The 17367-nt window shown below is 67.3% G+C and carries 14 protein-coding genes and 6 pseudogenes; 11 read left to right on the forward strand and 9 right to left on the reverse strand.

Annotated elements, in window-relative coordinates:
* Both HW130_RS33770 and cas2e read left to right on the forward strand, forming a co-directional pair.
* Positions 1–246: pseudogene (locus HW130_RS33770) on the forward strand (hypothetical protein); the annotation flags it as partial.
* A pseudogene (gene cas2e / locus HW130_RS33775) lies at positions 243–595 on the forward strand (type I-E CRISPR-associated endoribonuclease Cas2e). The pseudogenes HW130_RS33770 and cas2e, both read left to right, overlap by 4 nt.
* Before the next feature lie 292 nt (positions 596–887).
* Here the strand turns inward: cas2e and HW130_RS33780 are convergent.
* Entirely contained in the window at positions 888–1715 is an 828-nt protein-coding gene (locus tag HW130_RS33780; protein ID WP_177153598.1) for a MurR/RpiR family transcriptional regulator, read from the reverse strand.
* A gap of 66 nt (positions 1716–1781) precedes the next feature.
* On the opposite strand from HW130_RS33780, the gene thrC reads away from it, so the two are divergent.
* Positions 1782–2846 carry a threonine synthase gene (gene thrC / locus HW130_RS33785; protein WP_177153599.1) on the forward strand — a complete coding sequence of 355 codons (1065 nt, stop codon included), beginning with the start codon at positions 1782–1784 and terminating at the stop codon, positions 2844–2846.
* Here thrC and HW130_RS33790 read toward each other — a convergent pair.
* The 4 genes and pseudogenes from HW130_RS33790 to HW130_RS37155 all read right to left on the reverse strand — a co-directional run.
* On the reverse strand, positions 2839–3558 hold the full coding sequence (locus HW130_RS33790; RefSeq protein WP_309140655.1) for a Tn3 family transposase: 720 nt from the start codon (positions 3556–3558) through the stop codon (positions 2839–2841). The two genes, thrC and HW130_RS33790, sit on opposite strands and share 8 nt — an antisense overlap.
* 29 nt (positions 3559–3587) lie before the next feature.
* A pseudogene (locus tag HW130_RS33795) lies at positions 3588–4262 on the reverse strand (IS5 family transposase); the annotation flags it as partial.
* 100 nt (positions 4263–4362) lie between these two features.
* Positions 4363–5904: an oxidoreductase gene (locus HW130_RS33800; protein ID WP_177153601.1), complete on the reverse strand. Its 1542-nt coding sequence runs from the start codon at positions 5902–5904 to the stop codon at positions 4363–4365.
* Positions 5883–6140 (reverse strand): annotated as a pseudogene (locus HW130_RS37155) (transposase); the annotation flags it as partial. The pseudogene HW130_RS37155 and the gene HW130_RS33800, both read right to left, overlap by 22 nt.
* A 45-nt stretch (positions 6141–6185) precedes the next feature.
* Here HW130_RS37155 and HW130_RS33810 point away from each other — a divergent pair.
* The gene (locus tag HW130_RS33810) at positions 6186–6557 is read left to right on the forward strand and encodes a transposase (RefSeq protein WP_177153602.1); all 372 of its coding nucleotides are present in this window, start codon (positions 6186–6188) and stop codon (positions 6555–6557) included.
* Positions 6558–6588: 31 nt separating this feature from the next.
* A complete protein-coding gene (locus HW130_RS33815; protein WP_177153603.1) occupies positions 6589–6771 on the forward strand; it encodes a hypothetical protein in 183 nt (60 codons plus the stop codon).
* 398 nt (positions 6772–7169) lie between these two features.
* Here the strand turns inward: HW130_RS33815 and HW130_RS33820 are convergent, their stop codons facing one another.
* The 3 genes and pseudogenes from HW130_RS33820 to HW130_RS33830 form a co-directional block, all read right to left on the reverse strand.
* Entirely contained in the window at positions 7170–7904 is a 735-nt protein-coding gene (locus HW130_RS33820) for a dienelactone hydrolase family protein (protein ID WP_177153604.1), read from the reverse strand.
* 1689 nt (positions 7905–9593) lie between these two features.
* Positions 9594–10382: pseudogene (locus tag HW130_RS33825) on the reverse strand (ATP-binding protein); the annotation flags it as partial.
* Positions 10357–11709 carry an esterase-like activity of phytase family protein gene (locus HW130_RS33830; protein WP_177153605.1) on the reverse strand — a complete coding sequence of 451 codons (1353 nt, stop codon included), beginning with the start codon at positions 11707–11709 and terminating at the stop codon, positions 10357–10359. The pseudogene HW130_RS33825 and the gene HW130_RS33830, both read right to left, overlap by 26 nt.
* 781 nt (positions 11710–12490) lie before the next feature.
* Here HW130_RS33830 and HW130_RS33835 point away from each other — a divergent pair.
* From HW130_RS33835 to HW130_RS33855, 5 genes are read left to right on the forward strand one after another with little or no spacing between them, the layout of a single operon-like run.
* A complete protein-coding gene (locus HW130_RS33835; RefSeq protein WP_177153606.1) occupies positions 12491–14101 on the forward strand; it encodes a sensor histidine kinase KdpD in 1611 nt (536 codons plus the stop codon).
* A gap of 33 nt (positions 14102–14134) precedes the next feature.
* Positions 14135–14530 carry a roadblock/LC7 domain-containing protein gene (locus HW130_RS33840; protein ID WP_177153607.1) on the forward strand — a complete coding sequence of 132 codons (396 nt, stop codon included), beginning with the start codon at positions 14135–14137 and terminating at the stop codon, positions 14528–14530.
* 3 nt (positions 14531–14533) lie between these two features.
* Complete coding sequence (locus HW130_RS33845) at positions 14534–14926, forward strand: DUF742 domain-containing protein (protein WP_177153608.1); 393 nt, start codon at positions 14534–14536, stop codon at positions 14924–14926.
* The gene (locus HW130_RS33850; protein WP_177153609.1) at positions 14904–15497 is read left to right on the forward strand and encodes an ATP/GTP-binding protein; all 594 of its coding nucleotides are present in this window, start codon (positions 14904–14906) and stop codon (positions 15495–15497) included. The genes HW130_RS33845 and HW130_RS33850 overlap by 23 nt, the downstream gene beginning before the upstream one ends.
* Positions 15490–16101, forward strand: coding sequence for a GAF domain-containing protein (locus HW130_RS33855; RefSeq protein ID WP_256356506.1), 612 nt, complete (start codon positions 15490–15492; stop codon positions 16099–16101). The genes HW130_RS33850 and HW130_RS33855 overlap by 8 nt, the downstream gene beginning before the upstream one ends.
* Before the next feature lie 257 nt (positions 16102–16358).
* On the opposite strand, the pseudogene HW130_RS37160 reads toward HW130_RS33855, so the two are convergent.
* Positions 16359–16850 (reverse strand): annotated as a pseudogene (locus HW130_RS37160) (2-oxoglutarate and iron-dependent oxygenase domain-containing protein); the annotation flags it as partial.
* Positions 16851–17008: 158 nt separating this feature from the next.
* Here HW130_RS37160 and HW130_RS33865 point away from each other — a divergent pair.
* Complete coding sequence (locus HW130_RS33865) at positions 17009–17359, forward strand: CU044_2847 family protein (RefSeq protein WP_177153610.1); 351 nt, start codon at positions 17009–17011, stop codon at positions 17357–17359.
* The last annotated feature ends 8 nt before the right edge of the window (positions 17360–17367 follow it).

Consider the following 17367-nt stretch of genomic DNA (forward strand, 5'->3'; position numbering starts at 1 on the left):
AAGATCCGTTTGAAGACGGACCCTAGTCGCGCCCTGCGGGACCGCATCAACGAGACATCCCTCCTCGACCGCTGCGTCGACGACATCAAGCGCCTGCTCCTGCCGGCTGCCGAGGTACGTGCCCTGCCTGCCGACCACCAGGACGTCGTCACGCTACAGAGCGACGGCGGTCACGAGGTGGACGCCGGGCGCAACTACGGAGACGGCGACGGGGAGTACGACGAGGACGAGGCGATGCCCTGGTGACCGTGATCGTCCTCACCAACTGCCCCGCCGGACTGCGCGGCTTCCTCACACGCTGGCTGCTCGAGATCTCCGCAGGCGTCTTCATCGGCAACCCGTCGGCCCGAATCCGAGACGCCCTCTGGGACGAAGTGCGGCAGTACGCCGTCCAGGGCCGCGCCCTACCGGCGTATACGACGAACAACGAACAGGGCTTCACCTTCCGCACCCATGACCACAACTGGCACCCGGTCGGCCACGAGGGCGTCACCTCATCCGCCGGCCGAGCGCCAAGGAGGGTCGTCGGGTCGCCGACAGGAAAGTGGCGGGCTGGAGCAAGGCTTCCAAGCGACGCCGTTTCGGAAGGACGTAGTGCAATTGAGGCATTTTGCTTAATTGCCGGAATCTGTGAAAGTGTCGAAAAACACCGTGCGCCCGTACTGAACCTGCAGGTCGCGCAGTCTGCTCCCCGCACCCGCGGGGATGGTCCCTTCGGCAAAATGAGGGTGTTTCAGACGTCCAGTCGTTTGCAATAACTCATGAAACATGATCGCCGCAGGTGGACCGCCGGGCGGGCGGGTTTTCACAGGCGACCACCTACGAAACAGCAGTTCCTCTGCTGTGTTTCCGGGCGGCGGCCCAGCCCCTTCGCGGTCAGCTCTGGATCACGAGGCAGGCGGCATCAGGTCATGGGCAAGTGCGTCTAGGTCGGCGAGGCGGGAGGCGGGGGCGAGGCGGGAAGCGGTGGCGACGAGAATGAGTTCAGTTATGGCGATTTCGTGGGTGAGGGGCGCGATCGGTCCTGCGGCCTCGCGTGGGAGGCGGATCAGTACTTCGGCTTGGTCCGCGAGGGGTGATTCCCAAGCGTCGGTGACCAGGACGAGGCGGGCGCCGCGGGACCGGGCTGCGTGGACGTAGCGTGCGGTGTCGGCGGAGTAGCGGCGAAAGTCGTAGGCGACAACCACGTCGGACGGCCCCATGTCGAGCAGGGTGCGTGCACGCGCTGGAGGGGAGTCGGGGACTCGGTGCGCGCCGGCTCGCAGACCTGCGAGCTGGCGGATCAGGTACTCCGCGGCAAGTTCGCTCAAGGGGCCGCCAAGAGCCCACACTCCGCCGGCCTCGGCGAGGCAGGCGGCCGTCGTGGCCAGCAGGGGCTCGGTCGCGGCAGCGAGTGCACCTTCCATGCCGGTCCGCAGGTCCTCTCCTGCTCTATGGGTATCGGGCCGCTGCGTGACGAACTCTCGGAGCCTGGAGTGGTCCTGCTCCCGGGCGGCGGCCCGCACGGCGCCCTGGAATTCGGCAAAGCTGCCAAAGCCCAGGCGTCCGACCAGGCGTGAGGCGGTCGGCGGGCTGACCCCGGCACGATCCGCGAGCGCCCGGAGTGAGCCGAGTGCCGCGAACGGATAGTCGTCCAGAAGTACGCGGACGACCGCACGCTCACCAGGCGGTAGCTCGGAATAGACCTCGCCGAGACGGGTTACCAGAGGTTCCATGCTGACATACGTTACATCATTGCGCTGTTGACATGCATAGAGAAACGAATGTTACGGTCTCGTTCCATGGAAACCTGGCATGGTCTGATGAACAGCGGCTATCGGCGCTGGCTGCCCGTCACCGACAGCACTCCTGCGGTATCCCTTCACGAGGGCAACACTCCGTTGCTCCGCTCGGACCGCCTGTCCTCGCTGACAGGCTGCGAGATCTGGCTGAAGGTCGAAGGTGCCAACCCCACCGGGTCGTTTAAGGACCGCGGGATGACCGTGGCCGTGAGCAACGCGGCCGAGAAGGGTGCCGAGGTGGTCATCTGCGCCTCGACCGGAAACACCAGTGCCTCAGCAGCCGCCTATGCGGCCCGAGCCGGAATCGCGTGCGCTGTGCTGGTACCCAAGGGGGCGATCGCGCTCGGCAAGCTCGCCCAGGTCGTGCGATACGGAGCGGAAATCGTCGAGGTTGCCGGAACCTTCGACGACTGTCTTCGGATCGCCCGCGACCTTGCCAAGCACCACCCCGTCGCGCTGGTCAACTCAGTCAACAATCAATGGCGGCTGGCAGGGCAGAAGACGGCCGCCTACGAAGTCGTCGACGCCCTGGGCGATGCGCCGGACATCCACTGCCTGCCGGTGGGCAACGGCGGAAACATCACTGCCACCTGGAGCGGCTATCAGACCTACGCCGCCGAAGGCATCACTCAACGCCTGCCGCAGATGTGGGGATTCCAGGCTGCGGGCGCGGCACCACTCGTCCACGGCGTACCGGTCACCACACCCGATACCGCCGCGAGTGCCATACGCGTAGGCAACCCAGCGTCCTGGAACGGCGCCACCAGCGCCCGCGACCAATCTCATGGATTAATCCGCGCGGTGACCGATGAGCAGATCTTTGACGCCTACCGCATGGTCGCTCGCCACGACGGCGTGTTCGCCGAGCCCGCCTCAGCCGCTGGAATCGCCGGCGTCCTCGACCAGCAGCGCAAAGGCCGCCTGGCCCCGGGACAGAAAATCGTGGTCACCCTCAGCGGCAACGGGCTCAAGGACCTCGACGCATCCATGCGCGACGGCTACGCCTCAACCCAGACCTCGACATCCACTGCTGACGTGGCCCGTGCCCTGAACCTGATCACATGAGACGGGGCCTGCGCGGCCGCGTTCGTCCGAGGTCGGCAAGGTCCTGGAAGCACCTCATCGCTTCTCCGCCCGCGATCGGTGGGCAGCGTCCGCCGGGGTTCGGGGGCGGGGCACCGTGAGCCCCCAGGTCGAGGCGCTTGTCCATGTCCAGGCGGAAGGTGCCGTACGGGTTGACGTTGGACCAGAACAGTGCGGTCAGGCCGCGCCGGTCCTCGTCGCTCAGCTTCTTCGCCCAGGCCGGTTCGGCCAGGACCTGCTGTACCAGCAGGGTGTTGACGTGGACGAGCGCGGACTGGAGCAAGTGCAGGGCGAGCATCGAGGTCTCGGCGTGCCCCTTGTCCGGGCCGGTCAGGGCGCCGTCCTTGCCGTAGTGGAGCACGGTGTTCGCGCTGTTCCAGTTCTCCACGACCTGGAGCCCGCCGTGGATCTCCCGGCGCAGGCCGGGACTGGCGAGGTAGTCGCAGGCGAAGACTGTACGAACTGCGCGGCCGAGTTCTTCGAGGGCCTGGTAGGTGGGGTGCTTGGGGCCGCCGCGGGTGAAGCGGCGCAGGACCCGCTCCGCCTCGGCGGTGCCGAGGCGGAGCGCGGTGGCGTACTTGACCATCTGGTCGTATTGCTGCTCGATCAGCTCCCAGCGGATCGGCCGCGTTAGCGAGGCGCCGAACGTCGGCGGCCAGCCGGGCGGGGTGTCGTCTGGGCGGTACAGGCGGATGCAGCAGCAGCGCGAAGACGCGCTCTACCCCACCGCTTGGTACCCAGTCCCGAGCCGTGCTGGGTGTTCCGGTGAGCGATCACTGGGCGGATGCCGAGGTCGCGCACCAGCCGACGGTGCTTGTCGTGGTCGTAGCCTCGGTCTGCTAGGACCACACCCGGGCGCCGCCGAGGCCTGCCGCGCTTACCGCGCACCGGCGGGACGGCCTGCAGCAGTGGGATCAGCTGGGTACCGTCGTTACGGTTGCGGCCGGTCAGGGTGAAGGCGAGCGGGATCCCGGTGCCGTCCGTGATCACATGGTGCTTGCTGCCTGTCCTGCCTCGATCCACAGGGCTCCGTCCCGTCTTCCCGCCTCCTTTGAGGGCTTTGATGTGGGAAGAGTCCACTGCTGCGTGAGAGAAGTCGAGTGCGTCTGCTGCCCGAAGACTCGCGAGCAGAGTTTCATGCAGCCGCTGCCAGACACCGGCTTCCTGCCACTCGACCAAGCGACGCCAGCAGGTCATCCCCGAGCCGAAGCCCAGCTCTTGCGGCAGGTGTTCCCACGCGATGCCCGTCTGCAGCACGAAGATGATCCCCTGCAGGACTAAACGATCGTCGCGCCGCTTGCGACCGGGATAGCGGAAGCGGCGTTCGACCTTCGGCAGCAGCGGCTTGACCACCGTCCACAGTTCGTCGCTGACCTCCCAAGGCTTCGGCCGTGCCAATTCCGCGCCTCCACAGACGTTGATTAACTTGGTCCCGAGTGGAACAACCAGATCGTTGATCATCGTGTTCCTGGACTGGGCGGGTTCCGCCGTCCGCCCGCTAGTTTCTGTTCAGGGTTCGGGTCACCCCCGCGACGACTGCTGTGGTGAGTACCCAGCCTGCGGCGATCAGCACGTAGGCCAGCCACTGGGAGCCGCTGTCCGTCCAGTACCAGGCGGTGCGCTGACCAAGGCCACCGATGGGAATTAGCAGGTCGAGGGTGTAGACGAAGGACTGGAACGGGGCGCCTTCTCCGGGCTTCACCGGGGTAGGAGAGTGGGCCCCGAATACCAGCGTGCCGAGCAGGGCCAGCGCGATGAGCCACACGCCAGCCAACCACGGTCGGTAGCCGTAACCAACGGTGGCGTCCAGTAGATGACCCCATATGCGTCCCGCAGGATGCAGCGTGCGGCGGCGGTGGCGCTGCTTCGCAAGGAGCACCCGGCGCGCGTCGCCGTCGTGGCCGATCTGCCGGTACCAGCCTGCCAGTTGCTCGTACGGCTGCGGGGCGTAGCCGGGATTCCGGCGGATCCATGCCAGGCGACTGGCGACCTCGTCCCCCGCGGGCATCGTGTCTCCCACAGGCGTTCCGTCCTCCCCTGCCGCCCCGCCTTCCGTGGACGCTGTCTCCCCGAAACGGATGGAGCCGTACGTGAACCCTTCCAGCAGTACTTCCTCCGGCCAGGCCCGCTCGCTGTCCTGGCACCAAGTGGCATGCGCGGAGCGGAGGTCCACCGTACCCGAGGGCGGTGTGGCGGCCCTGAAGTCGAAGTCCCCCACGTGCATCGCTATGCACACCAGGGCGGTGCCGTCGCCATTCAGATGTGCTCCCTCGAAGGTCAGCAGGTCCTCTATGCGAGCACTTCGCAGCCGCACGGTCCCCTGCGCGGTGAATCCCTGGGAGCAGTCCACGGTCGAGGCGGCCACATGGCCTGCGGCGAGTGCGACACCGTCGGCGTTCTCCAGCCGGGCGCCCTGCAGGAACAGGCCCTTGGGCAGGTGTGCGCCAGGCAGCCGCAGCCCGCCCTGCGTGGTGAGTCGCTTGCCGAAGACACCGCCTTCCATGACGAGTCCGCCCGCGAGCACCGCCCACTCTCCGGGGCCCGAGATCCTGGCGTCGGTCAGGATCAACTCCCCGGCCACCCGGGCGTTGATGAGCGTGAGAGAGCCGCCTGCAAGGGTCGACCGCCTCAGGTCGAGGGCGCCGTCGATCCGGGCAAGCCCGGCGTCGATCCCAGGAACCCAGCTGTTCGCGATCCCGATCGTCCGGGTCGCGGCCCCGTACAGGCTCACCGCCTCCTCCAGCCAGCAGTCCTCGAACCAGAACGTGTGACAGATCTCCGCTCCGGACAGGTCGAGGCGGCCGGTGATCCGCGCACCGGCGAGCCGCAAGGCGGCGACGACGCCGGACCGCTCGGCATTCGCGCCGAGCAGCAGCGCCGCCACGACAGCTGCGCGAACAGAGCGTTCGGAGCCCCACTGGGCACCCGCGGCGGGTCCGTCCGCCTCCGACACGCCCGTACGCAGATCCACAAGACGCCCCTCGGGGAAGGCGTCCCACAGTTCACGTTCCGGCTGGGTCAACTCATCGTATGAAAGCACCCGTGCAGGGTAATGACCTGCTCATCCTCAGAGCCCGCCCTGTCGCACGCCAAGTGGGAGACGGATTCATTCTGTTGGTGGTTTAGCTCGGTGAGCAGTGCCTCGTGCAGGCGGGGCCAGACGCCGGCCTCGGTCCAGTCCCGCAGACGTCGCCAGGCGGTCACCCCCAAACAGCCCACCTGGGTGGACATGTCTCTCCAGGTGACTCCCTTGCGTAACACGTAGACGATGGCGACTAGGGTTCGTCTTCAAAGATCATCCGGGTGGTAGATCATGGTGTCGTGGTACGCCGTCATGAACTCACTGACCAGGAGTGGGAGTTACTCGCTCCGCTGATACCCCGGGCCGCAACGGGCAGGCCTCGCGTGGAGGACCGGCAGGTCATCAACGGGATGGTCTACAAGATCCGCACGGGGATCTCCTGGCGTGACCTGCCGGAACGCTACGGGCCGTGGAAGACCGTGTACACCCGCTTCCGCCGCTACGCGCTCGCTGGAGTCTTCACTCGGGCACTGCAGCAGATCCAGGCCCGTGCGGACGCAGAGGGCGACATCGACTGCGACGGGACAGCAGCGCGGTCACCCGCTCAGCAGACCGGCCACCAGTACTGGATACCGCTACGTCAAGGCGCTGGCGAACTTCCTGCAGCGTGACAAACGGCTCCCTCAGCCGGTCCGCGACGCCATGGCCAAACGAGTGCTGAAGGTGCCGGCCCGGGAGAAGGCATACCAGCCCGAGGAGTTCACCGAGATCCGCGTCACGGCCCGGCGGATGTTCCAGGCCGCGCTCCTGCGGGTCCGGGAGAACACCCGGCACCTGGACGACTGGCGGAACGGAGCCTTCGAGACCGGCAGCCGGACTGGCTGATCGGGGAGGCTCCGGAGAGCCTCGCGCGGACGGGGCACGTTCCCCGCTACCGGCAGGCCAGCAGCGGCAAGATGGTGATGGTCAACCGCTACCGGGTGGACCAGGAGGAACTCGCCGAACTGCGCGCCGACCGCGAAGCCCTCGTCCGCGTCGTCAACCAGCTGACCCCGGAGAACCGGCAGCTCCGCCAGCAAGCTCACGGCTCCCGCCCCCGTCGTCCGCATCCTGCCCGCCCAGCCCCGACCACCCGTCGGCTGAGGATTGGGCAGCGCACATCGCCGCCATCAACCTATGGCTTCCCAATCGGTGAGGGCGGGCTCAGCCCGCCCTCACACCAGCTTCGAAACCCCCAGGACTCCGGAGCCGTGTACTTCAGGCTTGGTTTCCGAGCCAGAGCCTCAGCTGTTGGCCAGGGTGCGGTCCAGGAGAGGGAGCAGGCGGTCCCAGTGGTGCTTCAGCCCGGAGGCGCTGAAAGCGTCGGTGTCGGACATGGTGAAGCCGTGGACGGTGCCGGGGTAGATCTCGGAGGTGTAGGTGACACCTGCGGCGTCCAGGGCCTGGTTCAGCTCGCCGAGGGCCTCGGGTGTCATGTCGCCTTCGGCGTGGCCGAGGTGGACCTGGGCGGTGAGCTTGGAGAGTAGGTCGGGCCCGTCGGCGCCCACGGGGCCGTGGAATCCGGCGACGGCGGCCACCTGGCCGGGGTGGGCCGCGGCGGTGCGCATGGCCAGGAGGCCGCCTATGCAGTAGCCGGTCACTGCGACCGGACCGGAGCCGACCTCGGGCTGGGTGGTGAGGAAGCTGAGGTAGGCGTCGGCGTCGCTCAGGACACGTTCGGCGGTGTGCGCCTTGAGCAAGGGCATCAGCTGGGCCATGACCTGGGGCCGGACCTCTGCTCCAATGTGCTCGGGAAGTTCGATCACCGGTGCGGGGCCGTGACGGTAGAAGAAGTTGGGGACGAGCACGTAGTACCCGTGCCCGGCCAGTTCGCGGGCCATCTCCCGCAGCACGGGCCGGATGCCGAAGCCATCCGCGTACATCAGCACCCCTGGATGCCGCTCGCCCTGGTCGGGGAAGGCGGCGAAGGCGTCGGCCTGACCGTCCGTAGTGGGAATCTGCAGCGTCTTGGTGGGCATGAATTCTCCTGTCGTGGTTGATGTGTCGAGCCTGTGATCAACACGACGGAGGCGGAGCCCGCGCACCAGCGCAAAATCTTCGATCGAACAGCGGGCCCGCACTGGCCCGTACGGCGCTCAGAAGAGCACCGGGTCACCAATCCGTGTGTGGCGCAATGCCGTCCCGGTAATCATGCCCACAACATAGTCCACCGAACAAAGCCGACGCCAACACCCCCAGTCCACAGGGCGGTTCGCGAGAATGATCTCGGCCAACACCTCGGATCCCCAACCCGGTCGACGCGCTGCCCGTGACACCAATACTGGTCTTGCGGCTGCACGGTCCTCACCGCACTTCGAAACACTCCCTGGCTTCAACACGCAGGACTTGACAGGAGGGCGACCCGAAGGCGAGGACGTCCGCGCCGCTTCCATCGGTCAACTGTCCGTCTCTACGTGATCAACCGCCTCACCCAGCACCTGTCCTGTCCGTTCTGGACATCATCTGGATCGGGTAGCCATCCCGTGACAACGCACCGGCCCCTGGCATTGCAGCTGCCAGGGGCGGAGGGTTTGCCTGTTGACAGGAAGTCAGCGGTGCATAAGGAGCGGTCAAGCTCCGTGCCGCCCGGCGCCGACTCACTGTGACAGTCGTTCGCCCGCGCACGCCCGGACCTACCTGTGAGGCTTGCACCCCGTTTCCCCTGGTAGACGCGGTGAGCCTGTGAGGTGTGTCCGCCGGCTTTCAAGCGCCGTAGACGCCCCGGCACAGATGGGCCTGCTCGGTATGCACAGCCCCTTCTGATCGTCCACGGACCGGTCGGTGCAGTTCAGGAACAGCCAGGGGAAGTCGGTCAAACTCACCTGTCAAACGGTCAAGATCACCTTTCAGAGGACACCATCTTCGTGAGCTGGAAGGTGACGGGATAGTCGGGCCGTGTGTTCCCCTTCATGGTGGAGGTGAGTTCAGCCCTCGGGGTATCGGGGGCGGTTGCCGGTGTGGTGACCACTGCTTCGGGGGGTGAGGGCATGTGCCTTGATCGTCGCCATCTGTCCGGTGTCCGGGCATCGTCCGAAGGTCGTGACCGTATCCGCCGCACGGCGGAGGCGGCCCGCCGCGGGGTGCCTCGCGTCCTCGTGGACCTCGCCCCGGGGGCAGATCGGACGGCCACCCAAAGTCGTGAACAACCACTGCCACGAGTCCATGACGGTATTGCGTGGTGTGGTCCGGGGGTGGTGCCGTGAGCCAGCCAGCCAGCCAGCCAGCCAGCCAGCCAGCCAGCCAGCCAGCCAGCCAGCCAGCGCAGCATTTGCTTGGCCCTCGGCGGCGCATGGCTGCTGGTCCAGGCTCCTGGTCAACTTTTCCCTGACGACGTCGAGCGCTGTGCTGACCGGCCGGAGCCCGTCCACCCTGATCCGCGCGATGCCGTCGCTCGGCTTGATCGGCGACTCGGTCCGGCGGCTTCCGTTGTCCGCCACCGAGGAGGCCGTCGAGCCGCGGCGCCGCCCGGCCTGAACGGGAACTCGGGATTCGCTCCGGGCGCCAGAGTGCGGGCGGGCTCCTGGGCGAAGCGGGCGGTGACGATCCTGTGCTGCCACGGCCCGTCGACGCGGGCAGGATCTTCTCGTCGACGAGGCAGAAGTACTCCAGCATCAGCTCGGACAGCGTCACGACGTTGAGCCTGCCGGTCTCGCCGAACCGCTGCTCCATACTTCCCGGCTCATCACGCGGGGAGGGAACTCGGCGGCCAGTGACCGTTCGGCGGAGACCAGGAGTGCGGAGATGGGATTGTCGAGCGAGGTGCGGAGGAACTCCCACAGCGCGGCCCCCTGCGGCCACTCGGCGCAGATGAGAGGCAGTCCGCCGGTGACCAGTGCTGCATCGAAGGCGGACGCCGGTTCCAGGCCGAGCATGTCGCGGGATTGAGCGGCCCGAGGATCATCCCGCGCCCTCGCTGGTGGAAGGGCCGGTCGTGGCTGTTCAGCGCCTCCATCACCGACAGATCGGAGCCGACCAGCAGCAGGAGTACCGGCTTGCGGCTGAGCAGCCGGTCCCACGCCCGCTGCAGCATGCCTTCGAAGGCGTCGATCCGGTCCATGAGGTACGGGACTTCGTCGATCACGACCACGCTCGGGCTGTCGTCGGGCAGGATTTCCGCCAGCAGCCGGAACGGGCGTTCCACTGGGTCGGAGCCTCCTCCGCGAACAGGGACCGCTCCGCAGGGTGGAGGAAGCGACGGCGTCGAGCAGTTCCGTCAGCTCGTCCCCCGCTGATCCGCCCGCCGCGGTGAAAAAGAGATACGGGACCTCGGCCCGGCTGAGGAACTCCTCGACCAGGCTCGACTTCCCCACCCGACGCCGCCCGCGCATCAGGATGCACTCGCCGGGCTTCTGGGAACCGCCCCCCTCGCGGACCTTATCGATGGCCGCGCCCAGAACCCGCAGCTCCCGCTCCCGCCCGATGAACCGGCCTTTACAGACCCTTCGGCACCTGCACATACGTGACCCTCGTCTCCACCCCGCTGTCGACCAGGCGGCCGTCCGCGTCGAAGGCCCCGACGCCGTCCGTCATGCCGAAATCGTTGTCGTTGATGATCGCCAGGGTGTCCCGACCCGTGACGGCGATGCCTTCGATCTTGCCGGGGATGCCGTCGAGCGTGCCCAGGTCCACGACCAGACGCTTCCTCAGGACCGGAACTCCGGACGCTGCCGGGTCGTCGAGCTGCTCCAGCGAGGGAGAGGTGGCCGCGTCGTCCCAAGCCGTGCCGAGGATGTTGGCGTCGGGGGTCAGCGGAACGCGCTGCAGCCGCGCTGCCTTGTCGGTGCGCTCCTCGACGAGGAGGGTGTCGCCGTTCAGCGCGACGACGGAGGAGATCTTCAGCTCGCTGGTGTCGTCCTCGCTGGAGTCGACCTCGTTCACCGAGTCGAAGTGGTACGCGTACTCCGCGGTGACCGCTTGCCTCATTGGCGAGAAGCGCAGCAGACGCGCCGTGAGTGACGCATCGCCGGCGTTTTTGTCCGGCACGGAGAGGGGGCTCTGTACGGCCATCACCAGGTCGCCGCCGGGCAGTTGGGCGAGCGCTTCGAAGCCGCGGTTGAGCTTCCGGTGCAACAGGATCCCGGGCAGTGCCTCGACGACCGGATAGTCCGCGCCGCGCAGCTGCAGTCCGTGCGGAACGTAGCGCGTGAGGACCTTCCCGTGCGCGGAGACATGGACCAGAGAGGGCCCGTACTCGTCCACCAGCCAGAAACTGCCGTCCTTGGCGCGCACGATTCCCTCGGTGTCGAGGCCGTTCGCGTCATACCTGAGGGGTGCCTTCGCGTCGTACGTGTACGGGGCCTCGTCGCGCCCCTCCTGGTTGGGCAGGCCCGTGACGGGCTTTCCGGAGGATGTGGTGAGCGGGATCGCGTCGATCACCTTCACGGTGGCTCCGGAGACCCGGATCTTCACGATGGACGGGTCGAAACCGGGGACCGGGAACGTGCGGCGCTTGGTGCCGTCCACGGTGATCAGGCCGTTGGGCCCACGGTCGGTCACCGTCCAGAACTCTCCCTCCCGGTCGGCGGGGTAGATGTCACTGCCGATCCCGCCGAGATCCACTCCGCGATCGTCGTCCACCGTGCCGGGCAGCAGGGAGTTGCTGAACTCGGCGAGTGGAATGTCGCCGAGTGCGGCGGTGGCGGTGACCCGTGGCTCCGTGGGGCGGTCCTTGGTCTGCGCTCCTGTCGCTGTGCCGGCCACCGCTACCGCGGCGATCACGGCGAGTGGCACACCTGCGGAAACGTAACGGCGGACGCGGCGCCGACCGGCGGCGTGCGGGAACATCGGGCCTCCTGGGACGGAAGGTCGTGACGGCGGCCAGGATTCGCCGCTTCCCTCAACTGAGGGAGACGGCAAGGTGAACCACGGACAACGCTTCGACGGCGCCTCCCGCCGGGGGACCAAAGGCGCCACCGTCACCCCAACCGCCATCGCCACAGCACGCGGCGCGCCGCCTGGCGCGGCCGGGCCGGGTGAAGAAAATGGCCGGGCCGCGCCGTCGATGCGGCGCGCGCCCGAGCCGTGCGCGGCAGGAGCGCCTTGATGGAGTGGAGAATCTCTTACCGCGCTGGGAACAGCTGCTTGCACACCACTTCCGCACCACTGAGCCCTGATGCGCCCATCGTCCACCTCCATGGCGGCCGGGCGCGCTGCCCTGAAAGGGTCTGGACAACGCAAAGGCCCGGTTGGGGATCACCCCCCTGGCCTGGGCCTTCACTGTGGAGCGAGTTACGGGAATCGAACCCGCGCTCCGAGGTTCGGAATCACAAGGTCGCAACGAATCGTCCGCGGCCCGCTGGTCTGCGTATACGCTCCGCACAGCTTGTGGCTGTCGCTGCTCTCGAGTTGTCGGCACTGCCTGTGAGTGCCCGCTCGTTCTGGCATGGATCGGCACGTTCTGGCACGTTCAGCCAGGAGTGCGCCACGGCACTGGGGCCAGTTCAGGGACGTGAGGACCGTTGAATCAATCCCCATGACGTCACCACGCGTGACGTGAGGTGCCGTTAGGGGTAACGTGTGCCGTACACTTTTCAGCCTGCTGGCCGATACACAACCAGGGACTGTGATGCAGGAACGTCTGATGTTGCCCGCTCATGCCCATCAGGACATAGTGCCCGCCGACCTCCAGGCGTGGCATGTTCCTGACATTATGGGCGCGCGTGGCAAGGCAGTTGAGCGCCACATGGTGCTTCTGGCGGTGTTGCCGGCCGTGCTGGTCGCGATCATCGGAGCCGCAGGCGCTGCTCTCCTGTTCACCGCAGGCGTGGGCCACGTCGACAAGAGTGCCTTCTGGGGTCTGCTCAATGGCACGCTGCTGCTCGTCTGCGTGATCCTGTCGGGCGCAGCGTTCATCGCCGCGGGGAAGGCGCGGGCCTTGGCTCGCAGCCATATCGAGTTGAGCTCGTTTGCGGCACGGAGCCAGGCCGAACTGGCCACGTTGCGACGGCAGATGGAGCCTGGCCAACAGCTGGCAGAAAATCAGCGGCATCAGCCAGGCCCGTTGCCCGAGCGGACGGGTGATGCGCTGGAACGGCCGGGGCAAGAGATCGCATCCGCTCAGCGCGTTGCCGAGGCGACTGCGGTGGAGCTCGGGGCGCGGGAGCGTGGCGGCGAGCACTTCGAGGTCTTCGCCAATCTGGCCCGAAGGCTGGAGTCTCTCGTGCACCGCGAGATCGGGCTGCTGGACGACCTGGAGAACGAGGTCGAGAACCCGGACCTGCTCAAAGGCTTGTTCCATGTGGACCACCTGGCCACCCGTGTCCGGCGATACGCCGAGAATCTGGCCGTGCTCGGCGGCGACGCCTCCTACCGCCAGTGGACCCGACCGGTCAGCATGGCCGATGTGATGCGTTCCGCGGCTGCCGAGATCGAGCAGTACTCGCGGGTCAAGATGGTGCCTCCGGTGGACGGGACGGTGAGCGGGCACGCGGTCGTCGACGTGGTGCACCTGCTGGCGGAGCTAGTGGAGAACGCCACGGTGTTCTCCCGTCCCCAGACGCAGGTGCTGCTGCGTGCCGAGCACGTCACCGCCGGGCTGGCGATCGAGGTCGAGGACCGCGGTCTGGGCATGACCTCCACCGAGCGGGACCAGATGAACGCCCTGCTCGCCTCCCCTGAGAGGATCGCCTTGGGCGAGCTGCTCCAGGACGGTCGCATCGGCCTGTATGTGGTCTCTGTCCTGGCCCGGCGGCACGGCATCGTCGTCCAACTCAAGAGCAATGTCTACGGCGGTACACAGGCGGTGGTGGTGCTGCCGCACGAGCTGCTGGGCCGGGGCCCGGACGTGGTGGAATCACAGCAACAACAGTCGGACCTCACTCCTGCCGTCCCTCATGGACACGACGACGACGCGACGGAGCAGGCACTTGAGCTGGACACGTCTGTCGCTCGGGGTCCGGTACCGGTACCGGCACCGGCGGCCGAACCACTACACGCCACCGTCGCGGCCCCCACGCAGGGAGATGCTCCCCCCGTGCTGCCCCAGCGGCGCCGTCAGGAACACCTCGCCCCGGAATTGCGGCAGTCTCCCCAAACTGTCGTGGTGCCCAAGGAAGACGATCACGATCCCGGCCTGATGGCCGCGTTTCAGAGCGGCGTCCGCCTGGCTGAGGACTCCGAGAAAACTGACACCTCCCCGTCCCTCGGCGGGGAGATCCGACCGGACCCGGCCCCCTAGCAGTTTCACGTCATTGAGGAGAAGTGGGCAGTTGTGGTGAGTGAAGATCTCTCTTGGCTGTTGAGCGGCCTTGTGCAGCGCGTACCGCATACGCGCAGTGCACTGCTGTTGTCCTCGGACGGTCTGGTGATGGCCTCGGATGGACTGGACAAAGACGCGGCGGATCATCTGGCGGCCCTCGCCAGCGGGCTCCACTCTCTGGCGCGCAGTGCCGGCAAGCGATTCGATGACGGCGGTGATGTGCGGCAGGTCGTGACCGAACTCAGCAGCTCGATGCTTTTTGTCTCCGCGGCCGGGCAGGGCGCCCTGTTGGCAGTGCTGGCCGGACGCGAGGCGGATGTGCCGGTGCTGGGCTACGAGATGACCATGATGGTGAAGAGCGTCCGCAGCCACCTGGGGGCCGCTCCCCGTCAGCCGGCGGGGCAGTGAGAGATGCCGGATGACCCGGACGATCCGCATAGGCCGTTGCTCGATGATGCCCTGGGGCGGCTGGTTCGGCCGTACACCGTCAGTGACGGACGCACCAGACCCACCTGCCAATTCGACTTGATGACCATGGTGGTGGCCACGGGTACCGTGCTGCGGACCAACCTCGGGTTGGATCACGGACATGTGCTTGACCTGTGCCGGACGCCGGTCACGGTGGCTGAGATCGCGGGACACACGCGGATGCCGGCAGCGGTGATCAAGGTGCTGCTGTCCGACTTGATGGAGCGTGGGGCGGTCGTCACACGGCGCTTCGACATGGGAACACCGGGGTCATATTCTCCCCCCGATCGAGATCTATTGGAGGCGTTGCGGGATGGGCTCCTCAAACGGCTCTGAGGCACCCGGCGCCGACTCCCTTCCGATGGGGATCAAGGTTTTGGTCGCCGGGGGTTTCGGGGTGGGCAAGACCACCTTTGTGGCAGCAGTGAGCGAGATTGAGCCGCTGAGCACGGAAGAACTGCTGACCGAGGTCAGTGCTGCCACGGACAGGTTGGAGGGGGTGGAGAACAAGGCCACCACCACGGTCGCGATGGACTTCGGCCGGATCACCCTCAGCCCCCACCACGTGCTCTATCTGTTCGGCACGCCCGGTCAGGAGCGTTTTTGGTTCATGTGGGACGAGATGTCCGCCGGTGCGCTCGGTGCGATAGTGCTCGCCGACACCCGTCGGCTGGACCACAGTTTCGCGGCGGTCGACTTCTTTGAAGCGCGAGGCATCAACTTCGTCGTCGCGGTCAATGAGTTCGACGGGGCGCACCGCTATGAGCCGGAAAAGGTGCGGGCGGCGCTGGACCTCAAGCCCGAGGTCCCAGTGGTCCTGTGTGATGCCCGCCTGTCCAGCTCGGGTATTCGGGTTCTGCTTTCCCTCGTGGAGCATCTGATCACTTCAAGGAGTTCGCATGGCTGAGATGGTGTACAAGTCTCCCTTCGGAGGGGAGATAGCGATCGCCGTGCGTCATCTGCTTCTCCCTCCGGAGGACCCTGAGGCAGAGGCGCGGACACGCCGGCTTCGGGAACTGGGGATCGAGGACAAGCCCGTTCCGGAGTTCGATGACTTCGCGCGTGAACTCGCGCAGCGCACCGGGGGGTGTTACGCGGGGGTCAACTTCCTTGTCGACGAGAGCCGTCAGTACTACGCGGGCTTGTACAGCGCGGCCGCCGACACGACCGTGAATCTGGAGGCCCCCCTTCTCGACGATCCCGTGCCCGGCCGGGTGATGCCTCGCGCCTTCGACATTGGTTTCTGCCCGCATGTGGTCAAGCGGCGCAAGGCTCTGGTGCTGGAGGATGTCCGCGACTACCCACGCTTTGCCGGGAACCACGTGGTCGACGCCATTGGGATCCACTCCTACCTGGGCGCTCCGCTGATCGACAACACGGGCATGGTGCTGGGCACGATCTGCGTGGTGGACCAGGATCCGCATCCCTGGGGTCAACAGGGGCTGGAGACCATCAAGACGATGGCGGCCGACCTGGTGGAGCGCATCGAGCGGCGGGCGCACGGCTCGTGAGGAAGCCTGTTCGAGAGGGGGTCTTCGGCCGCCGGCAGGAGCGGGCACGTCTTGTCAGCGGCTGTGCCCGGCCTATCCACCCGCAGCGCCGAGAAGACCAGGTGGACGTGGGCCCGGGGGACGTGTGAACCATGGTTGGTCGCGGTTCGCCGCCCGATCTGGTGCGCACCGGGTGCAGCCCTCGTGGAGTGCTTGCCGTACGGACGGTGCGGACGGTGCCTTGGGCGTCGCATACCTGCGGATACGACGAGCCCGGTGTGCCGGGTGAAGAAGGACTCGGGCTCGCCGAGCGCGGCGCCGAGCAGACGGTCCGACAGTGCCCGCATCTGCGCGAGGTACTCCTCCACGACGGCCCTGAGGGCGGGCACCTCACCTGGCCAGGTGTTGGGCAGGAACCACTCGGCGTCGACGGCCCGGTCGCCGTGGGCTCATCGGCCGCGAAGGACAGGGACCTTGAGACCGGGCGGGGTCTCGATGCCGTCCGCATAGGCGTCGGCCTCCGCGCCGGGGCCCAGCCAGCCCCGCTCGCCGACCCGCACCGCGTACCGCTCCTACACGTCGGCCGGCAGCCCGAAGACCTGGCGGGCGACCGACCGGATCCGCCGGCGCAGCGCGTCGTCCATGCCGTGCCCCGTGACCAGGAGAAAACCGGCTGACTGAAGGGCCCGGTCGACGGTGCGGGCAATCTCGGTCCGGGCCACGGGGTCCTCGGCGAACCAGGGCCGCAGCTCGATGGTGGGGATTGCCACAGACCAACTCTCCAGCGCCCGGACCCTTCGGGCAAGGCGCCCCGCGCCGGACAAAATTCCAGTTTTCCTGCGGGATTGACGAGTTGAAGTCTTTCATGGTGCGGGCAAAACAGACAGGGGATCGCCGACCGGGCGATCCGGAGCAGGGGGAGGCCTTGATGACCGGGCAGGACGGCACGGCGCGAACCGAGTCGGACGGCGACGACATCACACCGGACGACGGCCAGTTACTCGTCGAATTCCCGCCAGGGCGCGGCATCCGGCAGGTCGCGGTCGGTCCCGCCGACCTGCTCCGCCGCTCGGAGGACGCGGTGCACGCCGCCATGGGGACCATCCGTTCCATGGCACAGCGGGTCAACGCAGCAGTCGGCTCGCTGCCGCGACGGCCGGACGAGGTGGAGGTCGAGTTCGGTATCACGTTGGACGCCGAGAGCGGCGCGATGATCGCCAAGGCGGGCGTCGGCGCGGCGCTCACGGTGCGGCTCACCTGGAGCGCGGACAGTCCATGACGGGAGAG

Origin of the sequence: Streptomyces sp. PKU-EA00015, from assembly GCF_013387495.1 — a bacterium.
Lineage (GTDB): Bacteria > Actinomycetota > Actinomycetes > Streptomycetales > Streptomycetaceae > Streptomyces.